This window comes from Asticcacaulis sp. P2_C5, assembly GCF_056404555.1.
In genome coordinates, this window is the sequence record NZ_JBFUDU010000010.1 from 173,343 (window position 1) to 193,602 (window position 20,260).

Annotated in this window: 24 protein-coding genes; 11 read left to right on the plus strand and 13 right to left on the minus strand. The window is 60.5% G+C overall.

Annotated elements, in window-relative coordinates:
• The first annotated feature begins 33 nt into the window (after nt 1-33).
• Both AC1DXO_RS18265 and AC1DXO_RS18270 read left to right on the plus strand, forming a co-directional pair.
• The gene (locus AC1DXO_RS18265) at nt 34-432 is read left to right on the plus strand and encodes a response regulator (RefSeq protein ID WP_476979611.1); all 399 of its coding nucleotides are present in this window, start codon (nt 34-36) and stop codon (nt 430-432) included.
• Between the two features lie 110 nt (nt 433-542).
• The gene (locus AC1DXO_RS18270; RefSeq protein WP_476979612.1) at nt 543-1,478 is read left to right on the plus strand and encodes a hypothetical protein; all 936 of its coding nucleotides are present in this window, start codon (nt 543-545) and stop codon (nt 1,476-1,478) included.
• A gap of 65 nt (nt 1,479-1,543) precedes the next feature.
• Here AC1DXO_RS18270 and AC1DXO_RS18275 read toward each other — a convergent pair whose 3' ends face one another.
• Nucleotides 1,544-2,494, minus strand: coding sequence for a lysostaphin resistance A-like protein (locus AC1DXO_RS18275; protein WP_476979613.1), 951 nt, complete (start codon nt 2,492-2,494; stop codon nt 1,544-1,546).
• Between the two features lie 215 nt (nt 2,495-2,709).
• Here AC1DXO_RS18275 and AC1DXO_RS18280 point away from each other — a divergent pair, with 215 nt between their 5' ends.
• Together AC1DXO_RS18280 and AC1DXO_RS18285 are read left to right on the plus strand one after the other, a co-directional pair.
• Complete coding sequence (locus AC1DXO_RS18280; RefSeq protein WP_476979614.1) at nt 2,710-2,895, plus strand: hypothetical protein; 186 nt, start codon at nt 2,710-2,712, stop codon at nt 2,893-2,895.
• Entirely contained in the window at nt 2,885-3,325 is a 441-nt protein-coding gene (locus AC1DXO_RS18285) for a hypothetical protein (protein ID WP_476979615.1), read from the plus strand. Before AC1DXO_RS18280 ends, AC1DXO_RS18285 begins: the two co-directional genes overlap by 11 nt.
• Here AC1DXO_RS18285 and AC1DXO_RS18290 read toward each other — a convergent pair.
• Genes AC1DXO_RS18290 through cysT form a run of 3 tightly spaced genes read right to left on the minus strand, consistent with a single transcriptional unit; the run spans nt 3,288 to nt 6,082 of the window.
• Nucleotides 3,288-4,325, minus strand: a complete 1,038-nt coding sequence (locus AC1DXO_RS18290) for a sulfate/molybdate ABC transporter ATP-binding protein (RefSeq protein ID WP_476979616.1) — start codon at nt 4,323-4,325, stop codon at nt 3,288-3,290. The two genes, AC1DXO_RS18285 and AC1DXO_RS18290, sit on opposite strands and share 38 nt — an antisense overlap.
• 3 nt (nt 4,326-4,328) lie before the next feature.
• Nucleotides 4,329-5,174 (minus strand): sulfate ABC transporter permease subunit CysW, encoded by an 846-nt coding sequence (cysW, locus tag AC1DXO_RS18295; protein WP_476979617.1) that lies wholly within the window; start codon nt 5,172-5,174, stop codon nt 4,329-4,331.
• Nucleotides 5,171-6,082, minus strand: a complete 912-nt coding sequence (cysT, locus tag AC1DXO_RS18300; protein WP_476979618.1) for a sulfate ABC transporter permease subunit CysT — start codon at nt 6,080-6,082, stop codon at nt 5,171-5,173. Before cysT ends, cysW begins: the two co-directional genes overlap by 4 nt.
• Nucleotides 6,083-6,441: 359 nt before the next feature.
• On the opposite strand from cysT, the gene AC1DXO_RS18305 reads away from it, so the two are divergent.
• Nucleotides 6,442-7,164, plus strand: a complete 723-nt coding sequence (locus AC1DXO_RS18305) for a proteasome-type protease (RefSeq protein ID WP_476979619.1) — start codon at nt 6,442-6,444, stop codon at nt 7,162-7,164.
• Here AC1DXO_RS18305 and AC1DXO_RS18310 read toward each other — a convergent pair.
• From AC1DXO_RS18310 to AC1DXO_RS18330, 5 genes are all read right to left on the minus strand, one after another.
• Nucleotides 7,154-8,104: a purple acid phosphatase family protein gene (locus tag AC1DXO_RS18310; protein ID WP_476979620.1), complete on the minus strand. Its 951-nt coding sequence runs from the start codon at nt 8,102-8,104 to the stop codon at nt 7,154-7,156. The genes AC1DXO_RS18305 and AC1DXO_RS18310 overlap by 11 nt on opposite strands.
• A 115-nt stretch (nt 8,105-8,219) precedes the next feature.
• Entirely contained in the window at nt 8,220-8,543 is a 324-nt protein-coding gene (locus AC1DXO_RS18315; protein WP_476979621.1) for a low molecular weight protein tyrosine phosphatase family protein, read from the minus strand.
• 2 nt (nt 8,544-8,545) lie between these two features.
• Nucleotides 8,546-9,070, minus strand: coding sequence for a GNAT family N-acetyltransferase (locus AC1DXO_RS18320; protein WP_476979622.1), 525 nt, complete (start codon nt 9,068-9,070; stop codon nt 8,546-8,548).
• Nucleotides 9,067-12,210: a bifunctional proline dehydrogenase/L-glutamate gamma-semialdehyde dehydrogenase PutA gene (gene putA / locus AC1DXO_RS18325; RefSeq protein WP_476979623.1), complete on the minus strand. Its 3,144-nt coding sequence runs from the start codon at nt 12,208-12,210 to the stop codon at nt 9,067-9,069. The genes AC1DXO_RS18320 and putA overlap by 4 nt, the downstream gene beginning before the upstream one ends.
• Before the next feature lie 144 nt (nt 12,211-12,354).
• Nucleotides 12,355-13,512 (minus strand): TIGR03862 family flavoprotein, encoded by a 1,158-nt coding sequence (locus tag AC1DXO_RS18330; protein WP_476979624.1) that lies wholly within the window; start codon nt 13,510-13,512, stop codon nt 12,355-12,357.
• Nucleotides 13,513-13,591: 79 nt separating this feature from the next.
• Between AC1DXO_RS18330 and AC1DXO_RS18335 the strand changes: the two genes are divergently transcribed.
• The 6 genes from AC1DXO_RS18335 (at nt 13,592) to AC1DXO_RS18360 (ending at nt 16,664) form a co-directional block, all read left to right on the plus strand.
• A complete protein-coding gene (locus tag AC1DXO_RS18335; RefSeq protein ID WP_476979625.1) occupies nt 13,592-14,281 on the plus strand; it encodes a DUF6445 family protein in 690 nt (229 codons plus the stop codon).
• A 116-nt stretch (nt 14,282-14,397) separates the two neighbouring features.
• Nucleotides 14,398-14,526: an entericidin gene (locus AC1DXO_RS18340; RefSeq protein WP_476979626.1), complete on the plus strand. Its 129-nt coding sequence runs from the start codon at nt 14,398-14,400 to the stop codon at nt 14,524-14,526.
• 176 nt (nt 14,527-14,702) lie between these two features.
• Nucleotides 14,703-14,828 (plus strand): entericidin, encoded by a 126-nt coding sequence (locus AC1DXO_RS18345; RefSeq protein WP_476979627.1) that lies wholly within the window; start codon nt 14,703-14,705, stop codon nt 14,826-14,828.
• Between the two features lie 15 nt (nt 14,829-14,843).
• Nucleotides 14,844-15,443, plus strand: coding sequence for a DUF1287 domain-containing protein (locus AC1DXO_RS18350; RefSeq protein WP_476979628.1), 600 nt, complete (start codon nt 14,844-14,846; stop codon nt 15,441-15,443).
• A gap of 65 nt (nt 15,444-15,508) precedes the next feature.
• A complete protein-coding gene (locus tag AC1DXO_RS18355) occupies nt 15,509-16,093 on the plus strand; it encodes a DUF1287 domain-containing protein (protein WP_476979629.1) in 585 nt (194 codons plus the stop codon).
• Complete coding sequence (locus AC1DXO_RS18360; protein WP_476979630.1) at nt 16,083-16,664, plus strand: hypothetical protein; 582 nt, start codon at nt 16,083-16,085, stop codon at nt 16,662-16,664. The genes AC1DXO_RS18355 and AC1DXO_RS18360 overlap by 11 nt, the downstream gene beginning before the upstream one ends.
• Here the strand turns inward: AC1DXO_RS18360 and AC1DXO_RS18365 are convergent.
• The 4 genes from AC1DXO_RS18365 to AC1DXO_RS18380 form a co-directional block, all read right to left on the minus strand.
• On the minus strand, nt 16,626-17,654 hold the full coding sequence (locus tag AC1DXO_RS18365) for an adenosine deaminase (protein ID WP_476979631.1): 1,029 nt from the start codon (nt 17,652-17,654) through the stop codon (nt 16,626-16,628). The genes AC1DXO_RS18360 and AC1DXO_RS18365 overlap by 39 nt on opposite strands.
• A 182-nt stretch (nt 17,655-17,836) precedes the next feature.
• Entirely contained in the window at nt 17,837-18,373 is a 537-nt protein-coding gene (locus tag AC1DXO_RS18370) for a hypothetical protein (protein ID WP_476979632.1), read from the minus strand.
• Between the two features lie 200 nt (nt 18,374-18,573).
• Nucleotides 18,574-18,879 carry a hypothetical protein gene (locus tag AC1DXO_RS18375; RefSeq protein WP_476979633.1) on the minus strand — a complete coding sequence of 102 codons (306 nt, stop codon included), beginning with the start codon at nt 18,877-18,879 and terminating at the stop codon, nt 18,574-18,576.
• 57 nt (nt 18,880-18,936) lie between these two features.
• Complete coding sequence (locus AC1DXO_RS18380; RefSeq protein ID WP_476979634.1) at nt 18,937-20,247, minus strand: sugar porter family MFS transporter; 1,311 nt, start codon at nt 20,245-20,247, stop codon at nt 18,937-18,939.
• Nucleotides 20,248-20,260: the final 13 nt, after the last annotated feature.

Consider the following 20,260-nt stretch of genomic DNA (forward strand, 5'->3'; position numbering starts at 1 on the left):
CCTGCCCATGTCGGCAGTTCCACGGAGGCAGCCATGAGCGAGACCTTGCCGTCGCGCGGCCGGATACTTCTGGCCGAAGATTACGAACCCAATGCGCAGTTTATTACCGATGCGCTGGAAATGGAGGGTTACGAGGTCGACCGCGCCATCAATGGCCGCGTTGCCGTCGAAAAAGCTCAGGGCGCCCGATACGCCGCCATCATCATGGATATCGAAATGCCGGAGGTTGACGGTATTGCGGCGACCCAGGCGATACGACGACGTGAAAAGGCGGACAATAGCGCGGCCGTGCCTGTGCTAGGGATCACTGGCCATACCATGATGACAATCCGCCGGCTTTGCCTGGAAGCCGGGATGAACGAACTGATCGTCAAGCCGTTCCTGCCGACAGATCTGTACGACCGTCTTGAGGCCTTGACGGCGACGCATTAGGCCAAGGGGGGAAGATCACTTTCCGGTGCGCGCGCGACCAGCGGTCTGGCGTTCGACGGCGAATCGCGCCTCCGTTGTGTCATCGGAAACTCGCAAATTGTAGTGATCTCATGTCCGCCTACGAAGCCCTTTGCAAGGTCATGATGGCCGTGCCCCGTGCCGACGGCCGTATGATCGACGGCGTGCGCGACATCATCAAGGCCGCCCGGAGCGACAACCGCCAGGTCCTGCTGGCCTATCCGCCCAAGGTCGGCGGCACCTTCATGCGCACGGCGCTGATCCATCTGCTGGCCGAGAACTTCACCAGCCAGCTGACGCGCGGCTCCTATGCCAATACCGACCAGTCGCGCGACCTGTATATGCCCAGCCTGTTGGAGGCGCATATCCAGCGCCCGGCGCGGCCGCTGGCGACTGTCATGCATCTGCACATGTACCCCAGCCGTCACGTCACCGAGATGATCGAGGCCTTCGACATGCCGGTCATCATTGCGACGCGCGACATCCTCGACTGCCTGAAGAGCAGTATCGACATGACTACCGGTATGGAGGCCAGCCAGGACTATGTCGACGACACCATCATATCGAACGGAAAGCCCTATCCCGAGATGACGTCGGACGAGCGGCGCCATAGCGTCGTCCATACGGTTACCCTGTGGTATGCCCGCTTCTATGCCCAGTGGCTGCGCTACGACCGTGAATGCCAAGCGGAGAGCAAGCCGGCGCCGTTGTGGCTGCGTTACGACGAATTCAAGGAAGAACCCGCAGCCGTCCTGATGCGCATGGCACGGCACGTCGATCCGAAACACCACTACGCCGAGGACGCCGTCAACGCAGCCCTGACGCGCGCCATGGAAAACAAGAGCGAAGTCCGGTTCAACAAGGGGGTGTCGGGGCGGGGCGGCAGCCACTTCAGCGATGTCGAGAAGCGCACCATCTACGATATCCTGGCCAAGGCCGGCGAAGATGACATGCTGCGCCTGGGCGTCCTGAAGCCGCTTGAGGCCAGCGTGCAGTCCGTTACCGAGGCTGCGCTTACGGTAAGTTAGGGCATTTCACGATCACGCTGATCGATGAAATGCCCTGATTTTCATGTTTTCCGCGATGGGCGCGATTACGCCACGGATTCAGCGATAACAGGTTCCGGTATGGCGTAGCGTTTGCCGCGCTTCAACGCGCCGGTCGCCAGGAAATAGGCCGTCCCGACCAGCAGCACGGCGGTGGTGACCAGGCTGGCCTCCGGACCGAAAGCGGCGCCGGTCAGCCACCATTGCGCGCCGTCGGTTGGCGCCAGATCGACGACCAGGGGCGCGACAGCGATCTTTTCGCCGCTGACTTCCAGGCCGAAACCGACGCCAAGCAGGGTGTTCCAGGCGGAATGCCAGGCGCAGACACCCCACAACGAGCCTTCCTTGATAGCGTAGAGGCTAATCATGACGGCGAACAGGACAATGTTGATCAGTCCGAGCGCCAGTTCCTTCGACGGCTTGATATTGTTGGCGTGGAGCAGGGAAAAGACGATCGCATTTATGACGATGGCCAGGATCAGTCCGTGGCGTGACGCGACCAGTTGCATCAGCCAGCCGCGCAGCAGGATCTCCTCGGTCGCGCCCTGGATCATGAAGCCGCCGAACAAGCAGGCAATCGGGATGAAAAGGGCCATGGTCGGGGCAGTCCAGACGCCGTGGTTCTCGATGTGGTAGCCGCCCATCACCCAGATAATGCCAACGACCGTCGTCAGGAAGGCAAAGCCAGCCAACAGGCCGCGGCCATAGCGGATGAAGGCCTTGTCGTTGAAGCCCAGCGTGACCGGGCTGCGGCGCTCGAACAAACCCGCCCACAGAAAGACGAGCAGGGCCGTGAAGCCGAAGCCCACGAGCTGGATAACCACGGGCAGCCATTGCGTACTGAGGTCGGCCTTATGAAAGCCCATCGGCTTCAGAATGCCGAATATGGTGGTCAACTGCCCGATCAGGACGAAGGCGACAAGCAGCACGATGACAACGGCTGTCCACGTGCGGCGATGGCGCGCCGTTCGCGGCGCGTATAGTTCAATTCCGTTCATATGCCCTCCCGGCCTGTTATGCGCCGTATCCTGCGGCGCGCTGATAGCGAGATGGTTTCAGATGCAAGGGTCGGTCACAAGTTAATTCGCGGTAAGGCCGCATGGCGCGGCTTGCAATATGACGTGAATATTGTTATCTTGGTACCATGGTAACAATAGACAGAATTCAAACCGGTGTCCGCATTGAACGCCGCATACTGAAGGTCGCTAAGGGCTTGGCCGAAGCTCTGGACATGCCGCTCGGCGAATTGATCGAGGGTGTGTTATTGCACGCCTATGAAGGCAAGCTGGCTTTCGGCCCCGATACCCTGCGCCGTATCGAAGGGTTGCGGGCGGTCTATGATCTCCATCTGACCGCCGACGATGCGCATCAATTGAAGGAGGCAAAGAATGGACGGTGAGGCTGCGGAACTGGAGCGATTCGAAAGCGGCAATATCGATCCGAAGACCTTCGGTCACGCCGGACATGTGCGGGTAGCCTACACGCTTTTGACGACGTCGCCTTTTGTCGAGGCGCTGCAACGCTTTGCCATCAGCGCTCGGGCATTGGCGGTGCGCGCCGGCAGACCGGAAGCCTATAACGAGACTATCACCGTGGCGTTCCTGTCGCTGATCTCTGAGCGTATTCGGCGGTCTCCCGACAACGATTATGCGCGGTTTGCAGCGGCCAATGCCGATCTGTTCGACAAGGACCTGCTGGACTGCTTCTATTCACGCGACCGCCTGCACTCACTTGATGCGCGGACAACATTTCTTTTACCGGATCGTCTGCCGGCAGCGGGCGGTGTTGTGGTTAGCCGAACACATACACCTTCGTCGGTAGCAGGCTGACCGCATCGCCGGCCCTGAACGTGCTGGCTTCTGAATCGTGGGCGTGCTGGGTCTCGAAGACCTGGCCGTCGGCGGCCTTCAGTTCCAGGCGCAGATTGGCGCCGGCCGGTAGGACGGACAGCACCGTAACGGCAAAACCCGGCCCCGCACGTGCGATCTGGGTGTCGAACGGACGAAAACGCGCCGTGACAGGACCATCGACCGCACCCGAAACGACGGCCGGCACGGCGAAGGCGCCGAAATCGACGGAGCCCTGGCGCAGGACGCCGTCGACCTTGTTGTTGCTCGACAGGAAGTCGAAGACGAAGGCCGATTTCGGTTCGCGATACAGTTCCAGCGGCGCGCCGATCTGTTCGATGCGGCCTTCCTTCAGCACAACCACACGGTCGGCGAGGTCCAGGGCCTCTTCCTGGTCGTGGGTCACGAAGACGGTTGTGACGCCGGTTTCGTCATGGATGCGGCGCAGCCAGCGGCGCAGGTCCTTGCGCACCAGGGCGTCGAGCGCCCCGAACGGTTCGTCGAGCAGCAACATGCGCGGCGAGATGGCCAGGGCGCGGGCCAGGGCAACGCGCTGGCGCTGGCCACCCGACAACTGGGCGGGAAAGCGTTTGCCGTAGTCCTGCATCTGGATCAGTTCCAGCAGACTGGCCACCTTGGCCTTGATGTCGGTCTTGGCCGGACGCTCGCTGGCCGGACGCACGGTCAGGCCAAAGGCGATATTGTCGGCGACCGTCATGTGGCGGAACAGGGCGTAGGATTGGAACACCATGCCAATGCGGCGGTCGCGGGCATTGAGCGCCAGGAAGTCTTCGCCATCGAAGGCTATGGCACCGGAATCGGGCTGGTCGAGTCCGGCCAACAGGCGCAGCAGGGTTGTCTTACCCGAGCCTGAAGGTCCGAGCAGCGCAAGGAATTCGCCGGGCTGGGCTTCAAAGGTCACGTCGGACAGGGCCGCAAACTTGGTGAAGGTCTTGGTGATGTTGGATACGGTCAGGGACATGGTTTAGTGCCTCCGGTTGGCGGCGAGCTCACCAGAGAAGCGCCATTCCAGGATGGATTTAAGGATCAGGGTGACGATGGCCAGGCCCGCCAGGATCGAGGCGCAGGCGAAGGCCGCGACTGATTCATATTGGTTATAAAGGATTTCGATCTGCAGCGGCAGGGTATTGGTTTCGCCGCGGATATGGCCGGACACCACGCTGACGGCGCCGAATTCACCCATGGCCCGCGCCGTACACAGCAGCACGCCATACAGCAGGGCCCATTTGATATTGGGCAGGGTCACACGGAAAAAGATATCCCAACCGCGTGCCCCCAGGGTGCGGGCGGCCACTTCTTCGTCGGTGCCCTGATCGCTCATCAACGGGATCAGTTCGCGCGCGACGAAGGGCAGGGTGACCAGGGTGGTGGCAAGGACGAGGCCCGGCAGGGCGAAGACGATCTGGATATCATGCAGGCGCAACCACATGCCGAACCAGCCCTGGGCGCCGAACAGCAGCATCCACACCAGGCCCGATATGACCGGCGAGATGGTGAAGGGCAGGTCGACCAGGGTGAGCAGCAGGCCCTTGCCTTTGAATTCGAAGCGCGTGATGCACCAGGCGGCGGCAATACCGAAAACAGCATTCAGAGGCACGGCGATGGCGGCGACCAGCAGGGTCAGCTTGATGGCGGCGATGGCGTCGGGCTCGGCAATGGCGGCCAGATACGGCGCCAGGCCGCCTTTCGACGCTTCGAACATGACGGTGACCAGCGGCAGGACGATGATCAGGCCCATCCAGAAGACGGCGCCCAGTGACAGGCCCCAGGCGCCGGCGGTCTTCGGGGTCTGTGCGGGAAGCGCCCTCATTTACCGGCTCCCTGGCCACGACCGAACAACCAGATCTGCAGCGCGTTGATCACGGCCAGCACGCCGAAAGACAGCAACAGCATGATCAGGGCGACACTGGCCGCACCGGCATAGTCGAATTCCTGCAGCTTGATGACGATCAGCAATGGGGTGATTTCGGACACATAGGGCATGTTGCCGGCGATGAAGATGACCGAGCCATACTCACCGACGGCACGCGCCAGGGCCAGCGAAAAACCGGTCAACAGGGCGGGCGCCAGGGCGGGCAGGACGACGCGAATGGCGGTCTGGATCGGTGACGCGCCCAGGGTGCGGGCGGCTTCCTCGACCTCGGCGTCGAAGTCGGCCAGGACCGGCTGAACGCTGCGCACGACGAACGGCAGTCCGACAAAGACGAGAGCGATGAAGATGCCGACCGGTGTATAGGCGATCTTTATGCCCAGCGGTGCGAACCATGATCCGATCCAGCCATTGGGGGCATACAGTGCGCATAGCGCAACCCCGGCCACGGCGGTCGGCAGGGCAAACGGGAGGTCGACAAACGCGTCGAGAATCTTCGAGCCTGGAAATTTATAGCGCGTCAGCACCCAGGCGATCATCAGGCCTACCACCAGATTAAGCAGGGCGGCAGCGGCGGCCGTGCTGAAGGTCAGCTTCAGCGAAGCCAGGACGCGCGTGTCGGTGATGACGGACCAGAAACCCTGCCAGCCGTGTTCCCACGGCCGCGCGATCAGCGCCGCCAGCGGGATCAGCACGATCAGGGACAGATAGATGACGGTGAAGCCCAATGACGCCTTGAAGCCCGGCAGCACACGGTTGGTGTGCAGGCTGGGGTGGGGCGGCTTGAAATTTTCGGGCACTCCGTTGGTCGGCGGTGCGCCAAGAGACGTGTCTGCGGATGCGGTCATGACGGCCTGAGAAAAGCGAGGTCGAAGTAAAACTTTAAACGTCGTGATCCTGGGCTCGTGCCCTCGCGATCATGGCATTGCTATGCCGCACCCTGTTCGTATTCCGGCTGAGCCTGAGAACGCTGACCCAAAGAACACCAACATAGTGTAGTATGGGCTATAGCGCAGGATCGTGACACAGTCATATCAGAAATTCTGCGCGCTTTCATCAGTGCGCCTGACTCTGGACGCCAATTTGCCGTTACCGGCCTTGAAGGGCGGGTTTCACTAAAGGTTATCCCAATCGAAAGAAAGGTGCGTTATCCCTTTCACGACGGTGCGATTCTGGTGCAGGCGCGGAGTCCGTCAGGAATAAAGATATGACCTATTGCGTAGGATTGCGACTTCACAGCGGACTGATCTTCATGTCCGACACCCGAACCAGCGCCGGTGTCGACGACATCTCCCAGGTCCGGAAGATGCATAGCTGGGAAGTCCAGGGTGAGCGCGTCATTACCCTGCTGTCGGCCGGCAACCTGGCCACGACACAGATGGTTGTCAGCCGCCTCGATGATGCCACGCGGGCGCTCGATCGCAGCAATCCCTCCATCCTCGATGCGCCGTCGATGTTCCAGGTGGCGACCCTTATCGGCAACACCCTGCGCGACATTGTTCGCAGCTACAGTTCTTCCAACGGCCAGCCGTTCAATGCGAGCCTGATTTTGGGCGGACAGATCAGGGGCGGGCCAGCCCGGCTGTTCCTGATCTATGCCGAAGGCAATTTTATCGAGGCCACGGATGACAATCCGTTTTTCCAAATCGGTGAGACCAAGTATGGCCGGCCGATCCTGGTTCGGGCGCTGAATCTCGATATGAGCTTTGAGGCGGCGGTCAAGCTATTGTGTGTGTCGTTCGATTCGACCATCCGCGCCAATGCCGGGGTCGACCTGCCCATCGATCTGCAGGTGCTGGCGAAGGACGCGCTGAAAATCACTGAGCAACGCCGTTTCGAACGCGACGATCCGTATTTTCAGGAAATCTCGCGCGGTTGGGGCAAGGCCCTGGTCGACGTCTTCGCCGCCTTGCCGGATATCAGGTTCTGAGCACCGACCGACCGATGTCGGCGCGATACAGCGACGTGCCGGCATAGTCGCGGAATTCCAGCGACAGGCCCTGCGACGTCAGGCGGAAGATGGAAAAGCCTGACTGCGCCGCGCAGAAGCGCGTGCCGTCGACGCTTTGGACAGGGCGCACTTCCGACCCGGCGCCGGTGCAAATCACGTTCACACCGTCGCGGACAATATGCTGCAGATCGTGGTCGTGACCGTTGATATAGGCCAGGACCTGGTTCTTTTTCAGGATCGGCAGGATGCGCTCGACCATTTCCGGCGTATCGCCGTGGCCGCTACCGCCCGAAAACAGCGTGTGGTGGCCGATGACCAGCTTCTTGCCGGCCGTCGATGCCGCCAGATCGGCGTCGAGCCAGGCCAGTTGCGCGGCAGTGTCCTGGCTTTTGACATTGTCGCCGATCGCGCCGGGCTTGTCGGCGTATTGATGGACCAGCGGCGACGTGTCGATGACGAACAGGTCGGCGTCGGGGTGGCCGAAGCTGGCGCCCGCGACCTTGAAATAGCGCGCTGGCATCCTCCAGCGTGGGCTGACGGCGCTGTAGTCGATCTGCGCCTGGGGCACGCCGCGATAGTCGTGATTGCCGAGCGCGACATACCACGGCATCTGGAGATGGGCGCCGATATAGACGTCCTCGAACGAGGTCTTCCATTGCGGATCGGTGGTCGACTGGACGCCGTTGTCGTAGAAGTTGTCGCCGACCGAGATGACGAAGGCGGCGCCGGTCTCTGCTGCTGCCTTGTCCATCTGAGCCGCCACGTCGGCCTGATGTTCGGTGCCGTCGCGGCCCCAATCACCGACGCCCAGGAAGGCGACTGTGCCGGAGGTGTCGGCCCGGGCCATGGATGTCAGGGTCAATCCAGCGGTAACCGCCATGCCGCCCACCACGTGGCGCCTGCTGAAGGATTGCGTCATGACCGTCTCCTGGTTTGCACATTGGCTGATTTCCGGCCAAGGGTCTGAGCCTCGAATATGACGTCTGTGCGAACCATTTGCGTCGATCGCAATATGTTGAGAGGGTGGCGTCCCACTACCTCAGATGCGGTTCGACCCGGGCCTTCAGCAGGGTGATCAGTTCCGGCTGCATATAGTCGTAATCGTCCGGAATGTTCAGGCACACCACCCGCGCTGCGCCGATATAGTGCTTGAAATGCCGGCTGAGCTTGGTGCGGTGCGCCTTTTCCATGACGAAGATAATATCGATCGCCTCGAAATGTTCGGGTGTCAGGGGATCGATCGCGTCGTGCGACAACCCCGCCGAGGTCGCATCAACATCCGGATATTGTGAAAACACCTGCTCGGCCGTCGGGCTGCGCAGGCGGTTTGCCGAACAGATAAACAACAGTCGCTGCAAACTCAGCCCGCCCGGCGTTCGAAGCGCCACACAGTGCCATCGTCGTCGTCCTCGCGGGCGCTGACGAAGACCATGCCGTTATTCGTCATCACGCCCTGCGAGGCCACGAGATCGGGCAGGGTCTCGGCGACGAAGGTTTTGACTCCGTCGGCAAAGGCGCGCTGCATCAGCAACCGGACGGCTTCGCTGGCATAGCCGCGGCGCTGATACTGCGGCAGGATCGAATAGCCGACCATGACTTCACCGTCGGCCGGCGGGCCGGTGAAGCCCGCCAGGCCGCACAGCACATTGTCCTCGCGCGCCACGACGTAGTAGCACCACCACGGCTCAGAGCCGGGATGACTGACTATGCCATTGCGCAACCAGGCGCGCGTGTTTTCGTCGTTATGCAGGGGGGGCCATTCGGGGGGAAGTGCTACGCCCAGCATGGCGCACAGTTCCGCCACGTCGCGGCCTTCAGCGTCGATATGGTCGACGCCGCCACAATACAGATCGACCGTGTCGCCGCGCAGTATCAAAGGGCTCACAAGTTCAGCAAGGCCGGGTCGCCCCCCTGCGCCGTGATATTGACGCTGACCGCGCGTTCGCTGGCAAACCGTGTCAGGCTGAGTGGTCCCCCGGCCTTGGGCCCCGTGCCCGACAGGCCTTCGCCGCCGAACGGCTGGACGCCGACGACAGCGCCAATGACTGTGCGGTTGACATAGACATTGCCAGCCGGAACGGCCTTCATGATCGCCTCGGCAAAGGCCTCCAGCCGCGAATGCACGCCCAGGGTCAGGCCGTAACCGCTTGATTTCAAGGCGTTCGTCATCTCTTCCGGATTTTGGGAATCGTAACGAACGATGTGCAGGACCGGACCGAACACTTCGCGCGCCAGTTCGTGCGGACCGGAAATCTCGACCAGGGTCGGGGCGAAGAAGTGGCCGTTGAGATAGGCAGGTACCGCCGTACGATGCAGGATCTGGCCGCGTTGTTTCAGCTTTTCGACATGCAGTTGCAGCAGTTCTTGCGCATCGGCGTCGATCACCGGTCCGATATCAACATCGAACTGCGCCGGATCTCCGACGCGCAACTGGTCCATCGCGCCCTTCAGCGTCTCGATATAGCTGTCGGCCACCTCATGCGGCAAGAACAGCAGCCGCAGCGCCGAGCAGCGCTGGCCCGCCGATCCGAAGGCCGACTGGATGACGTCGTCGACCACCTGTTCCTTTAACGCCGTGGTGTCGACGAACATGCCGTTCAGTCCACCGGTCTCGGCGATGAACGGCACGATCGGGCCTTCCTTTTGCGCCAGGGTCAGGTTGATCATCCGCGCCGTATCCGTGCCGCCGGTGAAGGCCACGCCGGCGATCCCCGGGTGCGCCACCAGGGCCGCGCCGATCGTACCGCCCTGGCCGGGCAGCAGGGCCAGCAGGTCGGGCTTCAATCCGGCGCCATAGAACAGCTTGACCGCCTTATGAGCGATCAATGGCGTCTGCTCGGCCGGTTTGGCCAGAACGGCATTGCCGGCAGCCAGGGCCGCGGCGATCTGGCCGGTGAAGATGGCCAACGGGAAGTTCCATGGCGAGATACAGACAAAGACGCCGCGCCCGTGCAACTGATGCGAATTGCGCTCGCCGACCGGCCCGTTGAGCGGGGTCGGCGCACCGAACTGTTGGCGCGCCAGCCTGGCATAGTAGCGGCAGAAGTCCGCCGCTTCGCGAACTTCGGAAATGGCGTCGCCCCACGTCTTGCCTGCCTCGCGCACCAACACGGCGCACAGCTTGTCGTGGCGGCTTTCCAGCGCGTCGGCCATGGCTTCCAGTACTTTGGCGCGACCGTCGCCGCCCAGCGCATCCCACGCCGGTTGGGCTGCCGCCGCGCGATCGAAGGCTTCGGTGATCATGGCCGGATCGGCGTCGTGCGTCTCGCCAACCAGTTGGGTCAGGTTGGCCGGCGCGAAGACATGCGCCGCATAGGTCGAATGCGGCTTGCCGCCGATCAGCGCATTGCCGTCCTTCGGATCGCTGTCCAGCGCCGTCACCGCCGCGTCCAGCCGCGCGCGCACGGCCGCGACCGAAATATCGGCGCCATGGCTGTTGAGCCGGTCACCGTACAGGTCGCGGGGCAGGGGCAGGCGGGCGTGGCGGTCGGGATGCTTCGTGACCTTTTCCACCGGATCGGAAATGACGTCAGCCGGCTGGATGCTCTCGTCCAGCAGGGCGTTGACGAAGCTCGAATTGGCGCCGTTCTCCAGCAGCCGGCGGACCAGATAGGGCAGCAGGTCTTCATGGCCGCCGACCGGCGCATAGGCGCGCAGCGGGAAGGCCTCGAACTGCTCCGCCGCCTGGGCATACAGTTGTTCGCCCATGCCATGCAGGCGCTGATATTCGACCGTCACGCCTTTCGCCTGGGCCATGCGCCGCACCGAGGCCAGGCTGTGGGCGTTGTGGGTGGCAAACTGGCTGTAGATGTGGGGGGCGGCGTCGATCAGCGCCTTGGCGCAGACCAGGTAGCTGAGATCGGTCGCAGCCTTGGTGGTATGGACCGGATAGTCTTCGCGGCCATAGACCTGGGCGCGCTTGATCTCGGTATCCCAGTAGGCGCCCTTGACCAGCCTGACCATCAGCCGTCGGCCGCTCTTTTGCGCCAGTTCCCGTAAAGCCGAAATGACCTCGGGGCAGCGCTTCTGGTAGGCCTGCACGGCCAGGCCCAGCCCGCGCCATTCGCCCAGTTCGGCCTCGTGGCACAGCCGGTCGAGGATCTTCAGCGACAGGGCCAGGCGGTCGGTCTCTTCGGCGTCCAGCGTGAAATTGATATCGGCTTTTGCCGCCTGGATCGCCAGTGCCCTGACGCGCGGATACAGCACGGCGAAGACGTCAGCTTCCTTCGCTGCCTCATAGCGCGAATACAGGGCCGACAGCTTGACCGAGATACCGTGCCCAGTCTCAGGACTAAAGACTTCGGGACCACCCTTCGCGACCTTGGCCAGGGCGGTGATGGCATCGGCATAGGCTTGGGCGTAACGCACGGCGTCGTCTTCAGTGCGCGCGCCTTCGCCCAGCATGTCAAACGAGCAGAGATAGCCTTCCTTCTTTGCTCGCTTCAGCGCGTCCTCGATGGTCCGCCCCAGCACGAACTGCTCACCCATGATGCGGATAGCCTGGGCGACGGCGGCGCGAATGACCGGCTCGCCGACCCGCTGGGTCAGTCCATGAAGATAGCCCTTGAGGTCCTTCTTGGCGCTGTCCTCGACATCGATGATCCGCCCAGTCAGCATCAGTCCCCAGGTCGAGGCATTGACGAACCAGTTGTCGGAATGGCCGAGATGCGACGCCCAGTCGGCCGAAGCGATCTTTTCGGCGATCAGCTGGTCGCGCGTCGCCTCATCCGGTGTCCGCAACAAGGCTTCGGCCAGGCACATCAGGGCCAGCCCCTCGGCGGTGCCCAGCGAAAATTCCTTCAGGAAACCCTCGACCACGCCCTGGCGACGGGCGGCCTTGCGCGTGGCGCGGACCAGGCTTTCGGCTTCGGCGCGCACCACGGCGCGGGTCTGGTCATCCAGTGCCACCGCGGCGTCCCGCAACAGTTGCGCACAGATAGCGCTGTCGGCCATATATTTGTGGTCATCCAGGCTATCCCAGTCGAAGACATGGACGGGGGCGCGGTTGGGGCTGGCATCGGGCATCGGGTCTGGCTCCATTTTTGGATTATATTGTAACGCGCGATACTATTTTTGCTGCCGCAAGGATAGGGAAATATCCTGGGGCCGGCGCCACTTTTGCGCAATTCCGTCGGGCCTGTCACCCTCGGTCGCGTTAATGTGATGTTGTCACGCGGCGATTGCTCGCGCCGCCGCCACGGCCGTGCTGAAACAGGCCTGTAGCAGATAGCCACCGGTCGGGGCTTCCCAGTCGAGCATTTCCCCGATGGCGTAGACGCCCGGCATACGCTTCAGTTCAAATCCTTCGGAAACCTCGTCGAAGGCGATCCCGCCGGCGCTCGATATGGCGCGGTCCAGCCCCTGGGCGCCGGTTAGCTGGAGCGGCACCGCCTTGATGTCGGTGGCGCCGGTTTCGTGGACCAGGGCGATGGCCGCCGGCGTCAGGTTCAGGCTCTTGCGTAACCGGTTGCTGAGGCTGTCCTTGGGCGAGGCGCGGCCCAGTTTTGAAATCACCTGGCCGGCGCTCAGGTCCGGCCGCAGATCGATCGTCAGCTCCGCCGATCCGCTGCGCGACACCGCGTCACGGAGGGCGCCGCTCAGGGCATAGACGGCACCGCCTTCGATGCCGGTTCGCGTCAGCATCAGCTCGCCGCGCACATTCCGGCCGGCGAAGTCGAGCGCGATGTTCTTCAGTGGCGTCCCGGCGTGGCGCTCGGCAAATCCGTCGCTCCACCGGCACATAAAGCCGCCGTTCGACGGCTGGAACGGCTTCACGGCAACACCCTGCGCCTCCAGCACAGGCTTCCAGCCACCGTCGCCACCCAGCCTGGGCCAACTGGCGCCGCCGAGTGCCAGCACCACGGCGTCGGCCTGTTGGCTTACCACCGCGTCGCCATGGCGGAAGATCACCGTATCGCCATCCCAGCCTATCCAGTCATGACGCATTCGAAAGATCACGCCCCGGTCATCCAGCCGCTTCAGCCAGGCGCGCAGCAGGGGGGAAGCCTTCATGGCCTTGGGAAATATCCGTCCGCTGCTGCCGGTGAAGGTCTCGGCACCCAGGCCGTCGGCCCAGGTGCGCAGATCGGCCGGCGTAAAGCCTTCCAGGGCTGGCCGCAGCCGTGTCGCAGCCTTGCCATAGCGTGCGACGAATCGTTCGAAAGGTTCGGAATGGGTGAGGTTTAGGCCACCACGCCCGGCCATCAGGAATTTCCGCGCCGCCGATGGCATGCGGTCATAGACGGTAACCGCGAGGCCGGCGGCATTCAGCTGCTCGGCACACATCAATCCGGCCGGCCCGGCGCCTATCACACTTACGCGTTTCATGATGATCCCTTAACGTCTTTCGCGTTCTGTGCAAAGCTCGCCGCCACAGATGAGGAGCGCAAAAAAAGGAGCTATGGCCGTGGACATCAAGGTGCATGAGATCGGCAATGACAAGAGCCGCGTCGTGGTAATCGACGACTTTCTCGAGGATGCCCGTTCGGCCGTCGCGACTGCCGCGGCCCTTGCGCCGTTTCCGCCGGAAAAGGACGTCGCCTATCCCGGCCTGCGCCGCGTTATCACCCCGGCCGATGCCGCGGCCGATGCCTATATGGTGGCGGTGGTCGAACAGGCGGCTCCGTTCATCGGCGGTGTCTTCGATGCTGACGCCTTCGATATGGTCGAGGCCAGTTTTTCGCTGGTTACCCGCCGCCGAGACGAACTGGCGCCCCAGCAGCGCGTCCCGCATTTCGATTCGCCCGACCAGACCCTGCTGGCCGTCCTGCACTATCTCAATGATATCCCCGGCACAGGCACGGCTTTCTATCGCCATCGTGCGACCGGCATAGAACGCGTGACCGAAGCTCGCTTGCCGGCCTTGCAGGCTGCCGCGGCGGTGGAAATGGCGCAGCTTGGTCCGCCCAAACCGGGCTTTATCGGCGCCTCGGACGAGCGCTATGAACAAATCCTGCATGTCGAAGGCCGCTTCAACCGTCTGCTGATCTATCAGGGCGCCTTACTGCATTCGGGGTTCATTCCCGACGATTTCGATTTCAGCCCGGATCCACGCCTGGGCCGCCTGACCGGCAATATCTTCGTCAGGACGCGCTGAGCCGGGTTGGAATGGCTATATTGCCCCTTTCGTATTCCGGCCCTTGTTGCGCATCGTATCCTTACCTGCTCTGAGCGATCATGGAACACGCCATACCGAGCGAGAGGATTAAGACCATGAAACGCCTTATTATCGTTGCCTTTGCCGTGTTGATTCCGCTGTCCGCCACCGCCTGTCACACCATTCAGGGCGCAGGCCAGGACGTCACCGCCGTCGGCAAGGGCATGGAAGACGCCACCAAGTAATTGGTCGGGCAAAAATGCAAGTTTAAGAAAGGCCGTGGCGTCAGCCGCGGCCTTTTGTGTGTTTGATACAATGCAATGGCGCATCACATAACGCTACATTGCCATGAAGAGGCAAGTCGCCTAAAAATGCCACAATTGCTGTCTCTAGTTTCACCTGTACATCTGAGGAGTCGTCCATGAAGCGTATTGTGATCGCAGCCCTGCTGCTGCTGGCCCCTATGGTCAGCGCCTGCCACACCATCCAGGGCGTTGGCGAGGACATCACCGCCGTCGGCAAGGGCCTGGAAGGCGCAACCAAGTAAATTAGGCATCACGCCATGAACCGGCGTTCGTTATTGGCGGCAGCGCCGCTGCTGGCCCTGTCGGCCTGTGCCGTCAAGCCGAAGGTCGTTGCCACCGAGGGCAAGACCCTTGCCTTCCTGACGGCGGCGCATGCCCAGACCCTGGTCAAGACAAAATATGACGGCGGCTATGCCAGGATCGGCTATCCGATGGGTGATGTCGCGGCCGATCGCGGCGCCTGCACGGATGTCGTTATCCGTGCCTATCGTGCGCTGGGGATCGATCTTCAGCAGTTGGTCCACGAAGACATGCTGGCCCATTTCGATCTCTATCCGCAAAAATGGGGTTTGACGGCGCCCGACAGCAATATCGACCATCGCCGGGTGCCCAATCTGCGCGTCTTCTTTTCACGTTTTGGGACAGTCTTGCCGGTTACACAGAACCCCGCAGATTACCGCCCGGGCGACCTCATCACCAATACGCCGTTTGGCGGCACGCACATCGCCGTCGTCAGCGACACCAAGTCGCTGATCACCGACCGCCTGATGGTGATCCAGAACTGCGGCGCCGGCCCGAAGCAGGACGATCAACTGCTCTTTTATCCCATGACCGGGCATTACCGTTTCGGCCTTTAAGAGGTCGCAATTTTCGCCTATCACGGACGATATACCTCTGACGGATTCGCTCTGGAATCGTCCTCATGAATCGTCGTTCTCTCCTGACCGGCTTACCCGCCCTGCTTCTGGCAGGTCCTGCGCTTGCCCAGGCTGCGCCGGCACAAGGTCTGGCCCTGGGCCTGGTCACGGCGGCGCGCGAACAGACCCGTCACGCCGTCATCTACGATCCCGCCTACACCCGCATTCCCTATCCCATGGGCGATGTCGCGTCGGACAAGGGTGTGTGCACCGATGTCGTCATCCGCGCCTATCGCGCCCTGGGCATAGACCTGCAGCAGCGTGTCCACGAAGATATGGCGGCGCATTTCGCCCTCTATCCGAAGACCTGGGGGCTGAGCCGTCCCGACAGCAATATCGATCACCGCCGCGTGCCCAATCTGCGGGTCTTTTTTGCCCGTTTCGGCACGGCCAGACCTGTAACGCGCAACGCAGCCGACTATCTGCCGGGCGATCTCGTGACCTATCGTCTGCCTTACGGCCAGCCGCATATCGCCGTGGTCAGCGAGCCGGCGGCGTCGCGCGTCATTCACAATATCGGCGCCGGACCGCAGGAAGAAGCCAGCCTGTTCGGCTACGACATCACGGGGCATTACCGCTATGCCGTTTAAACGCTTCCTCACCTGGCTGGTCGAAAAGCTGTTCGAACTGAACCTGGCCGTCGCTGTGGTCCTGCTGGTCAAGTTTTTCCTGCCCTTGTCGGCGGAGAACTATACCAGCCTGACGGCCTTTGCGACCGGTGTCCACGACACCTATCGCAACGCCATGGACGACGCGACCTATGTCACCGGCATGTTCATGCAGGGCTCGCCGATCAAATATGCCCTGAAGACCTGGTTTGCCGCCATCTATGTCGTGGTTTTCTACGGCTATCTGTCGAGCCTCTATGCCTTTACGTCGCTTCTGGCCGCCCTGTTGGGCCCGCGCCATCATGTGCGCAACTGCCTGATCGCCTATGGCGTATCGGCTGGCGTCTTCTGGTGGCAATTTGTCCACGCCTATGACGCCGAGACCCTGCGCATGGCGGCGGCCTTCATCGTGCTGGGCGTCGGTGTCGTCGTCTGGGCGGCCTATAGCGGCGACCGCTTCTATCACAGGATCGGCGGCAAGGATCCGGCGCCGAAACATCCATCCCCGTCCAAGTCAGTGGGCGGCCGCATACGCCTCGATCTCGGCACCTAAGGCGGCTTTGCGTTCGTCACTCAGGAAGGCGCCGGCTATGCTGTTCTGCGCCAGGGTGATGCAATCCGCCCTGGTGATCAGGCCGCGTCGTGTCAAAGCCAGGAAGTTGTCATTGACGTAACCACCAAAATAGGCCGGATCGTCGGAATTGACGGTGGCCCGCAAGCCCCGGCGCAGCATGTCGGGAATGGGATGCAGGTCCATGTCACGCACCACGCACAGCTTGTGGTTCGACAGCGGACAGACCGTCAGGGTCAGGCCTTCGCGCACGATGCGCTGTACCAGGGCCGGGTCTTCCAGAGAGCGGTTGCCGTGGTCGATGCGGTCAATCTTCAGGATATCGAGCGCCTCGTAGACATATTCGGGCGGGCCTTCTTCGCCGGCGTGGGCGCACAGTTTCAGTCCCATCTCGCGCGATCGGGCGAAGACGTTCCTGAACTTCGACGGGGGATGGCCGACCTCGGACGAGTCGAGCCCGACGGCGACCAGCCGGTCGAGCCAGGGTTCGGCCATGGCCAGGCTCTCGAAGGCGGCGTCTTCGCTGAGATGACGCAGGAAGCTGTGGATCAGTGACAAGGATACACCCAGCTCTTCAGCGTCGCGCTGTGCCCGGCTCAGGCCTTCGATGACAACGGCATAGGGGATTCCGCGATCGGTGTGGGTTTGCGGGTCGAAGAAGATCTCGGCATGGCGAACACGATCGGTGGCAGCGCGGCGGACATAGGCCATGGTCAGGTCGTAGAAGTCTTCCTCGCTCTGCAGGACATTCGCGCCCTGGTAATAGATGTCGAGAAAATCCTGCAGGTTGGAAAAGTCATAGGCGGCGCGGACAGCGTCAATGGTCGCAAAGGGTAGCGATATCTTGTTGCGCTGAGCCAGGGCGAACATCAGTTCGGGTTCAAGCGAGCCTTCGATATGCAGGTGCAATTCGGCCTTGGGCAGGTCGGCGACAAAGGCATCGAGGGCGGTGACAGCGATCGTATCGGCCATGGCATAGGGCTCCGTGTTGCGGCGCATCATCGAACCAAAATGCCGCACATGGCAAGGAGAAAACTACATCTGCTTTTCCATGTCTTCCAGTTCGACGCACACATGCCATTGTAGTTCCGCTACTAACTTGGACCCACTGACCGAGCATTGATCGTGTCATTCTTCACTTAGATTTTGCGTCCTCATTTCATAAGGTGTTCAAAAGTTAAGGCATAAGCTATGTTTCCTAAGACGCCAATTAATATGCCTCCAATGGTCGTGTAAATTATAGTCTTAATCATGTTGTTTGATTGCTTTATATGTTCTATTTTCATTTTTTCAGATTCATCTGTGAGTAAAATGAAGCTTGCTGGGCTTGTTATTAATTCAGCACTTATCAATATTGATATTATGGATGCGAATATGATGCTTATTATCATGAATGCCATGGTCGTTAATAGAGCTCTTTCCCAAATGCCCATACCTATCGTGTTTACTATGTATTCCATTTCGTGCTTTGTTGTCTTTTCAATATGATCTAGATTTTTCGATATATTAAGTTCTGCAAGTTTGCTTTTGTAAAAATTGTCAAATGTAAAGTATATGGCTCCAATACTTGTAGTTAGTATTGAAAAAAATAGAATCGTCGCAGCCTTTCCTTTATTTTTTGATATAAATTCTTTATGTTTTGGTATATTAATTAGTAATTTCTCTATTACGCCGCTTATTAAAGATTCCATATCCGCGCCCCAAGTGCGTGCGGTGTGGGAAATGCGCAAATTTATGCCGGGCCTGAAGCGTCGTCGCAATGGGATGGGCAAATCAGAGTCGTATTCGGGGGCATTTTGTTGGGATGAAAACGCAATGTCAATTTGCTGTTTCTCGAAATGATCTTTGTCATAGAATTTTATTAGAAATATAAGTGTTATATTTATTGATCTTACATACACTTTTTTACTTCGTTATATGATATAAAATCATCTATACTTTTTATTGTTACGGATGAATTGTCGGAGTAAGAAATTTGAGTATTAAATTCTGTAAGTATTGCCTCGTTTTGTTGAGAAACCCTTTGATTTATAATTTTAAATATATTTAAAATATCTTTGCGTGTTAGTTCAAATGGCATATGATATGTTTTATTTATAGTTTGTGGTTTTCCAAGTAAGCTGGATATGAAATCACCAAATTCTTTTTTAGTGTACGGTAATACCACAATTCCATCGGATTGTTGCATATCAGTCATGTTTATATCCCGGTCTGATTCAGCAAATGTTGGACTCGTAACTCATTTTTTTTCTCGCTACTTATGGTCGAATTCTCTGCCTACGTCTATATCCTCCAACTCGATTCCCTTGGTTTCGGGGAACCATTTCGCGACGACGACCAGTTGGATGAGGGTGCACGCAGCGAAAAAGGCAAAGGGCAGGGCCTTGGTCTGGGCGGCGACGATAGGAAAGACGGCGGCGATGGCGGCATTGGCCACCCAATGGGTCGCCGAGCCCAGGCTCTGGCCGGTGGCGCGCACGGGCGTCGGGAAGATTTCGCTGAGATAGACCCAGATGACCGCGCCCTGGCTGAAGGCGAAGGAGACGATGAACAGGATCAGCAAGGGCAACAACAGGGTCTGCATCGTGCCGGTGGCCATGATGACGGTGACGCCAAGGAGTGCTGCCGTTACACCCACCGCGCCGGCAATCAGCAGTTTCTTGCGCCCCAGGCGGTCGATAAAGGTCATGCCGACCAGGGTGGCCAGCAGATTGGCGCCACCGACGGCGATACTCTGGATATCGGCTGAGACAGCGCTGAATCCAGCGGCGGCGAAGATGTCGTTGAGATAGTAGAGAATGGCGTTGATGCCGCTCAGCTGGTTGAACAGCGCCAGCAGGATGGCGAAGATGATCGGCTTCTTGTGCTGGGTCCATGACAATTTGCCCTGCCCCACATCAGAGCGCTGGAAATCGGCGATCATGGCGGCGGGATCGGGAATGGCGAGCTTTTTCAAGCTGGCCAGGGCGTCCTCGATGCGGCCCTTGGCGACCAGCCAGCGTGCGCTTTGCCCGATGGTGAACAGCAGGGCGAAGAAGATGCCCGAAGGGATGACGGCCAGGCCGAGCTTCCACCGCCATGCATCGGCGCCGGGAATAAGCCGGCCGACCAGATAGTTGCTGAGGTAGGCCAGTAGAATACCGAAGACGATATTGAACTGGAACATACCGACCAGGGCGCCGCGCCGGTTTGCCGGCACGATTTCGGAAATATAGACCGGGGCCAGGACCGATGACCCGCCGACCGCTACGCCGAGGACAAAGCGGCAGGCGACGAACCACGGCAGGCCGGTGGCAAAGGCCGTGCCGAGCGTCGCTGCGACATACATCAGGCCGATCACGCGCAGGGCGTCGCGTCCGCCGATGGCGTCACCGATCCGGCCCATAAACAGGGCGCCGACACAGGTCCCGACCAGGCCGGCCGAGACAGCAAGGCCCAGTTGGGCTTCGTCCAGCGCAAATACCTCACGCAGGGCGCCGGTGACGCCTGAAATGACGGCGGTATCGAAGCCGAACAACAGCCCGGCCAGACTGGCGATGATGACGCCGGTAAGGTTGATCTTCATGACGCGCTTCCCT

Bases quoted from the DNA above. Each gene is read 5' to 3' on its own strand.
- AC1DXO_RS18265 (WP_476979611.1), top strand. From the start codon at position 34: ATGAGCGAGACCTTGCCGTCGCGCGGCCGGATACTTCTGGCCGAAGAT.
- AC1DXO_RS18270 (WP_476979612.1), top strand. From the start codon at position 543: ATGTCCGCCTACGAAGCCCTTTGCAAGGTCATGATGGCCGTGCCCCGT.
- AC1DXO_RS18275 (WP_476979613.1), bottom strand. From the start codon at position 2,494: ATGAACGGAATTGAACTATACGCGCCGCGAACGGCGCGCCATCGCCGC.
- AC1DXO_RS18285 (WP_476979615.1), top strand. From the start codon at position 2,885: ATGGACGGTGAGGCTGCGGAACTGGAGCGATTCGAAAGCGGCAATATC.
- AC1DXO_RS18290 (WP_476979616.1), bottom strand. From the start codon at position 4,325: ATGTCCCTGACCGTATCCAACATCACCAAGACCTTCACCAAGTTTGCG.
- cysW (WP_476979617.1), bottom strand. From the start codon at position 5,174: ATGAGGGCGCTTCCCGCACAGACCCCGAAGACCGCCGGCGCCTGGGGC.
- cysT (WP_476979618.1), bottom strand. From the start codon at position 6,082: ATGACCGCATCCGCAGACACGTCTCTTGGCGCACCGCCGACCAACGGA.
- AC1DXO_RS18305 (WP_476979619.1), top strand. From the start codon at position 6,442: ATGACCTATTGCGTAGGATTGCGACTTCACAGCGGACTGATCTTCATG.
- AC1DXO_RS18310 (WP_476979620.1), bottom strand. From the start codon at position 8,104: ATGACGCAATCCTTCAGCAGGCGCCACGTGGTGGGCGGCATGGCGGTT.
- putA (WP_476979623.1), bottom strand. From the start codon at position 12,210: ATGCCCGATGCCAGCCCCAACCGCGCCCCCGTCCATGTCTTCGACTGG.
- AC1DXO_RS18330 (WP_476979624.1), bottom strand. From the start codon at position 13,512: ATGAAACGCGTAAGTGTGATAGGCGCCGGGCCGGCCGGATTGATGTGT.
- AC1DXO_RS18340 (WP_476979626.1), top strand. From the start codon at position 14,398: ATGAAACGCCTTATTATCGTTGCCTTTGCCGTGTTGATTCCGCTGTCC.
- AC1DXO_RS18345 (WP_476979627.1), top strand. From the start codon at position 14,703: ATGAAGCGTATTGTGATCGCAGCCCTGCTGCTGCTGGCCCCTATGGTC.
- AC1DXO_RS18350 (WP_476979628.1), top strand. From the start codon at position 14,844: ATGAACCGGCGTTCGTTATTGGCGGCAGCGCCGCTGCTGGCCCTGTCG.
- AC1DXO_RS18355 (WP_476979629.1), top strand. From the start codon at position 15,509: ATGAATCGTCGTTCTCTCCTGACCGGCTTACCCGCCCTGCTTCTGGCA.
- AC1DXO_RS18360 (WP_476979630.1), top strand. From the start codon at position 16,083: ATGCCGTTTAAACGCTTCCTCACCTGGCTGGTCGAAAAGCTGTTCGAA.
- AC1DXO_RS18365 (WP_476979631.1), bottom strand. From the start codon at position 17,654: ATGGCCGATACGATCGCTGTCACCGCCCTCGATGCCTTTGTCGCCGAC.
- AC1DXO_RS18370 (WP_476979632.1), bottom strand. From the start codon at position 18,373: ATGGAATCTTTAATAAGCGGCGTAATAGAGAAATTACTAATTAATATA.
- AC1DXO_RS18375 (WP_476979633.1), bottom strand. From the start codon at position 18,879: ATGACTGATATGCAACAATCCGATGGAATTGTGGTATTACCGTACACT.
- AC1DXO_RS18380 (WP_476979634.1), bottom strand. From the start codon at position 20,247: ATGAAGATCAACCTTACCGGCGTCATCATCGCCAGTCTGGCCGGGCTG.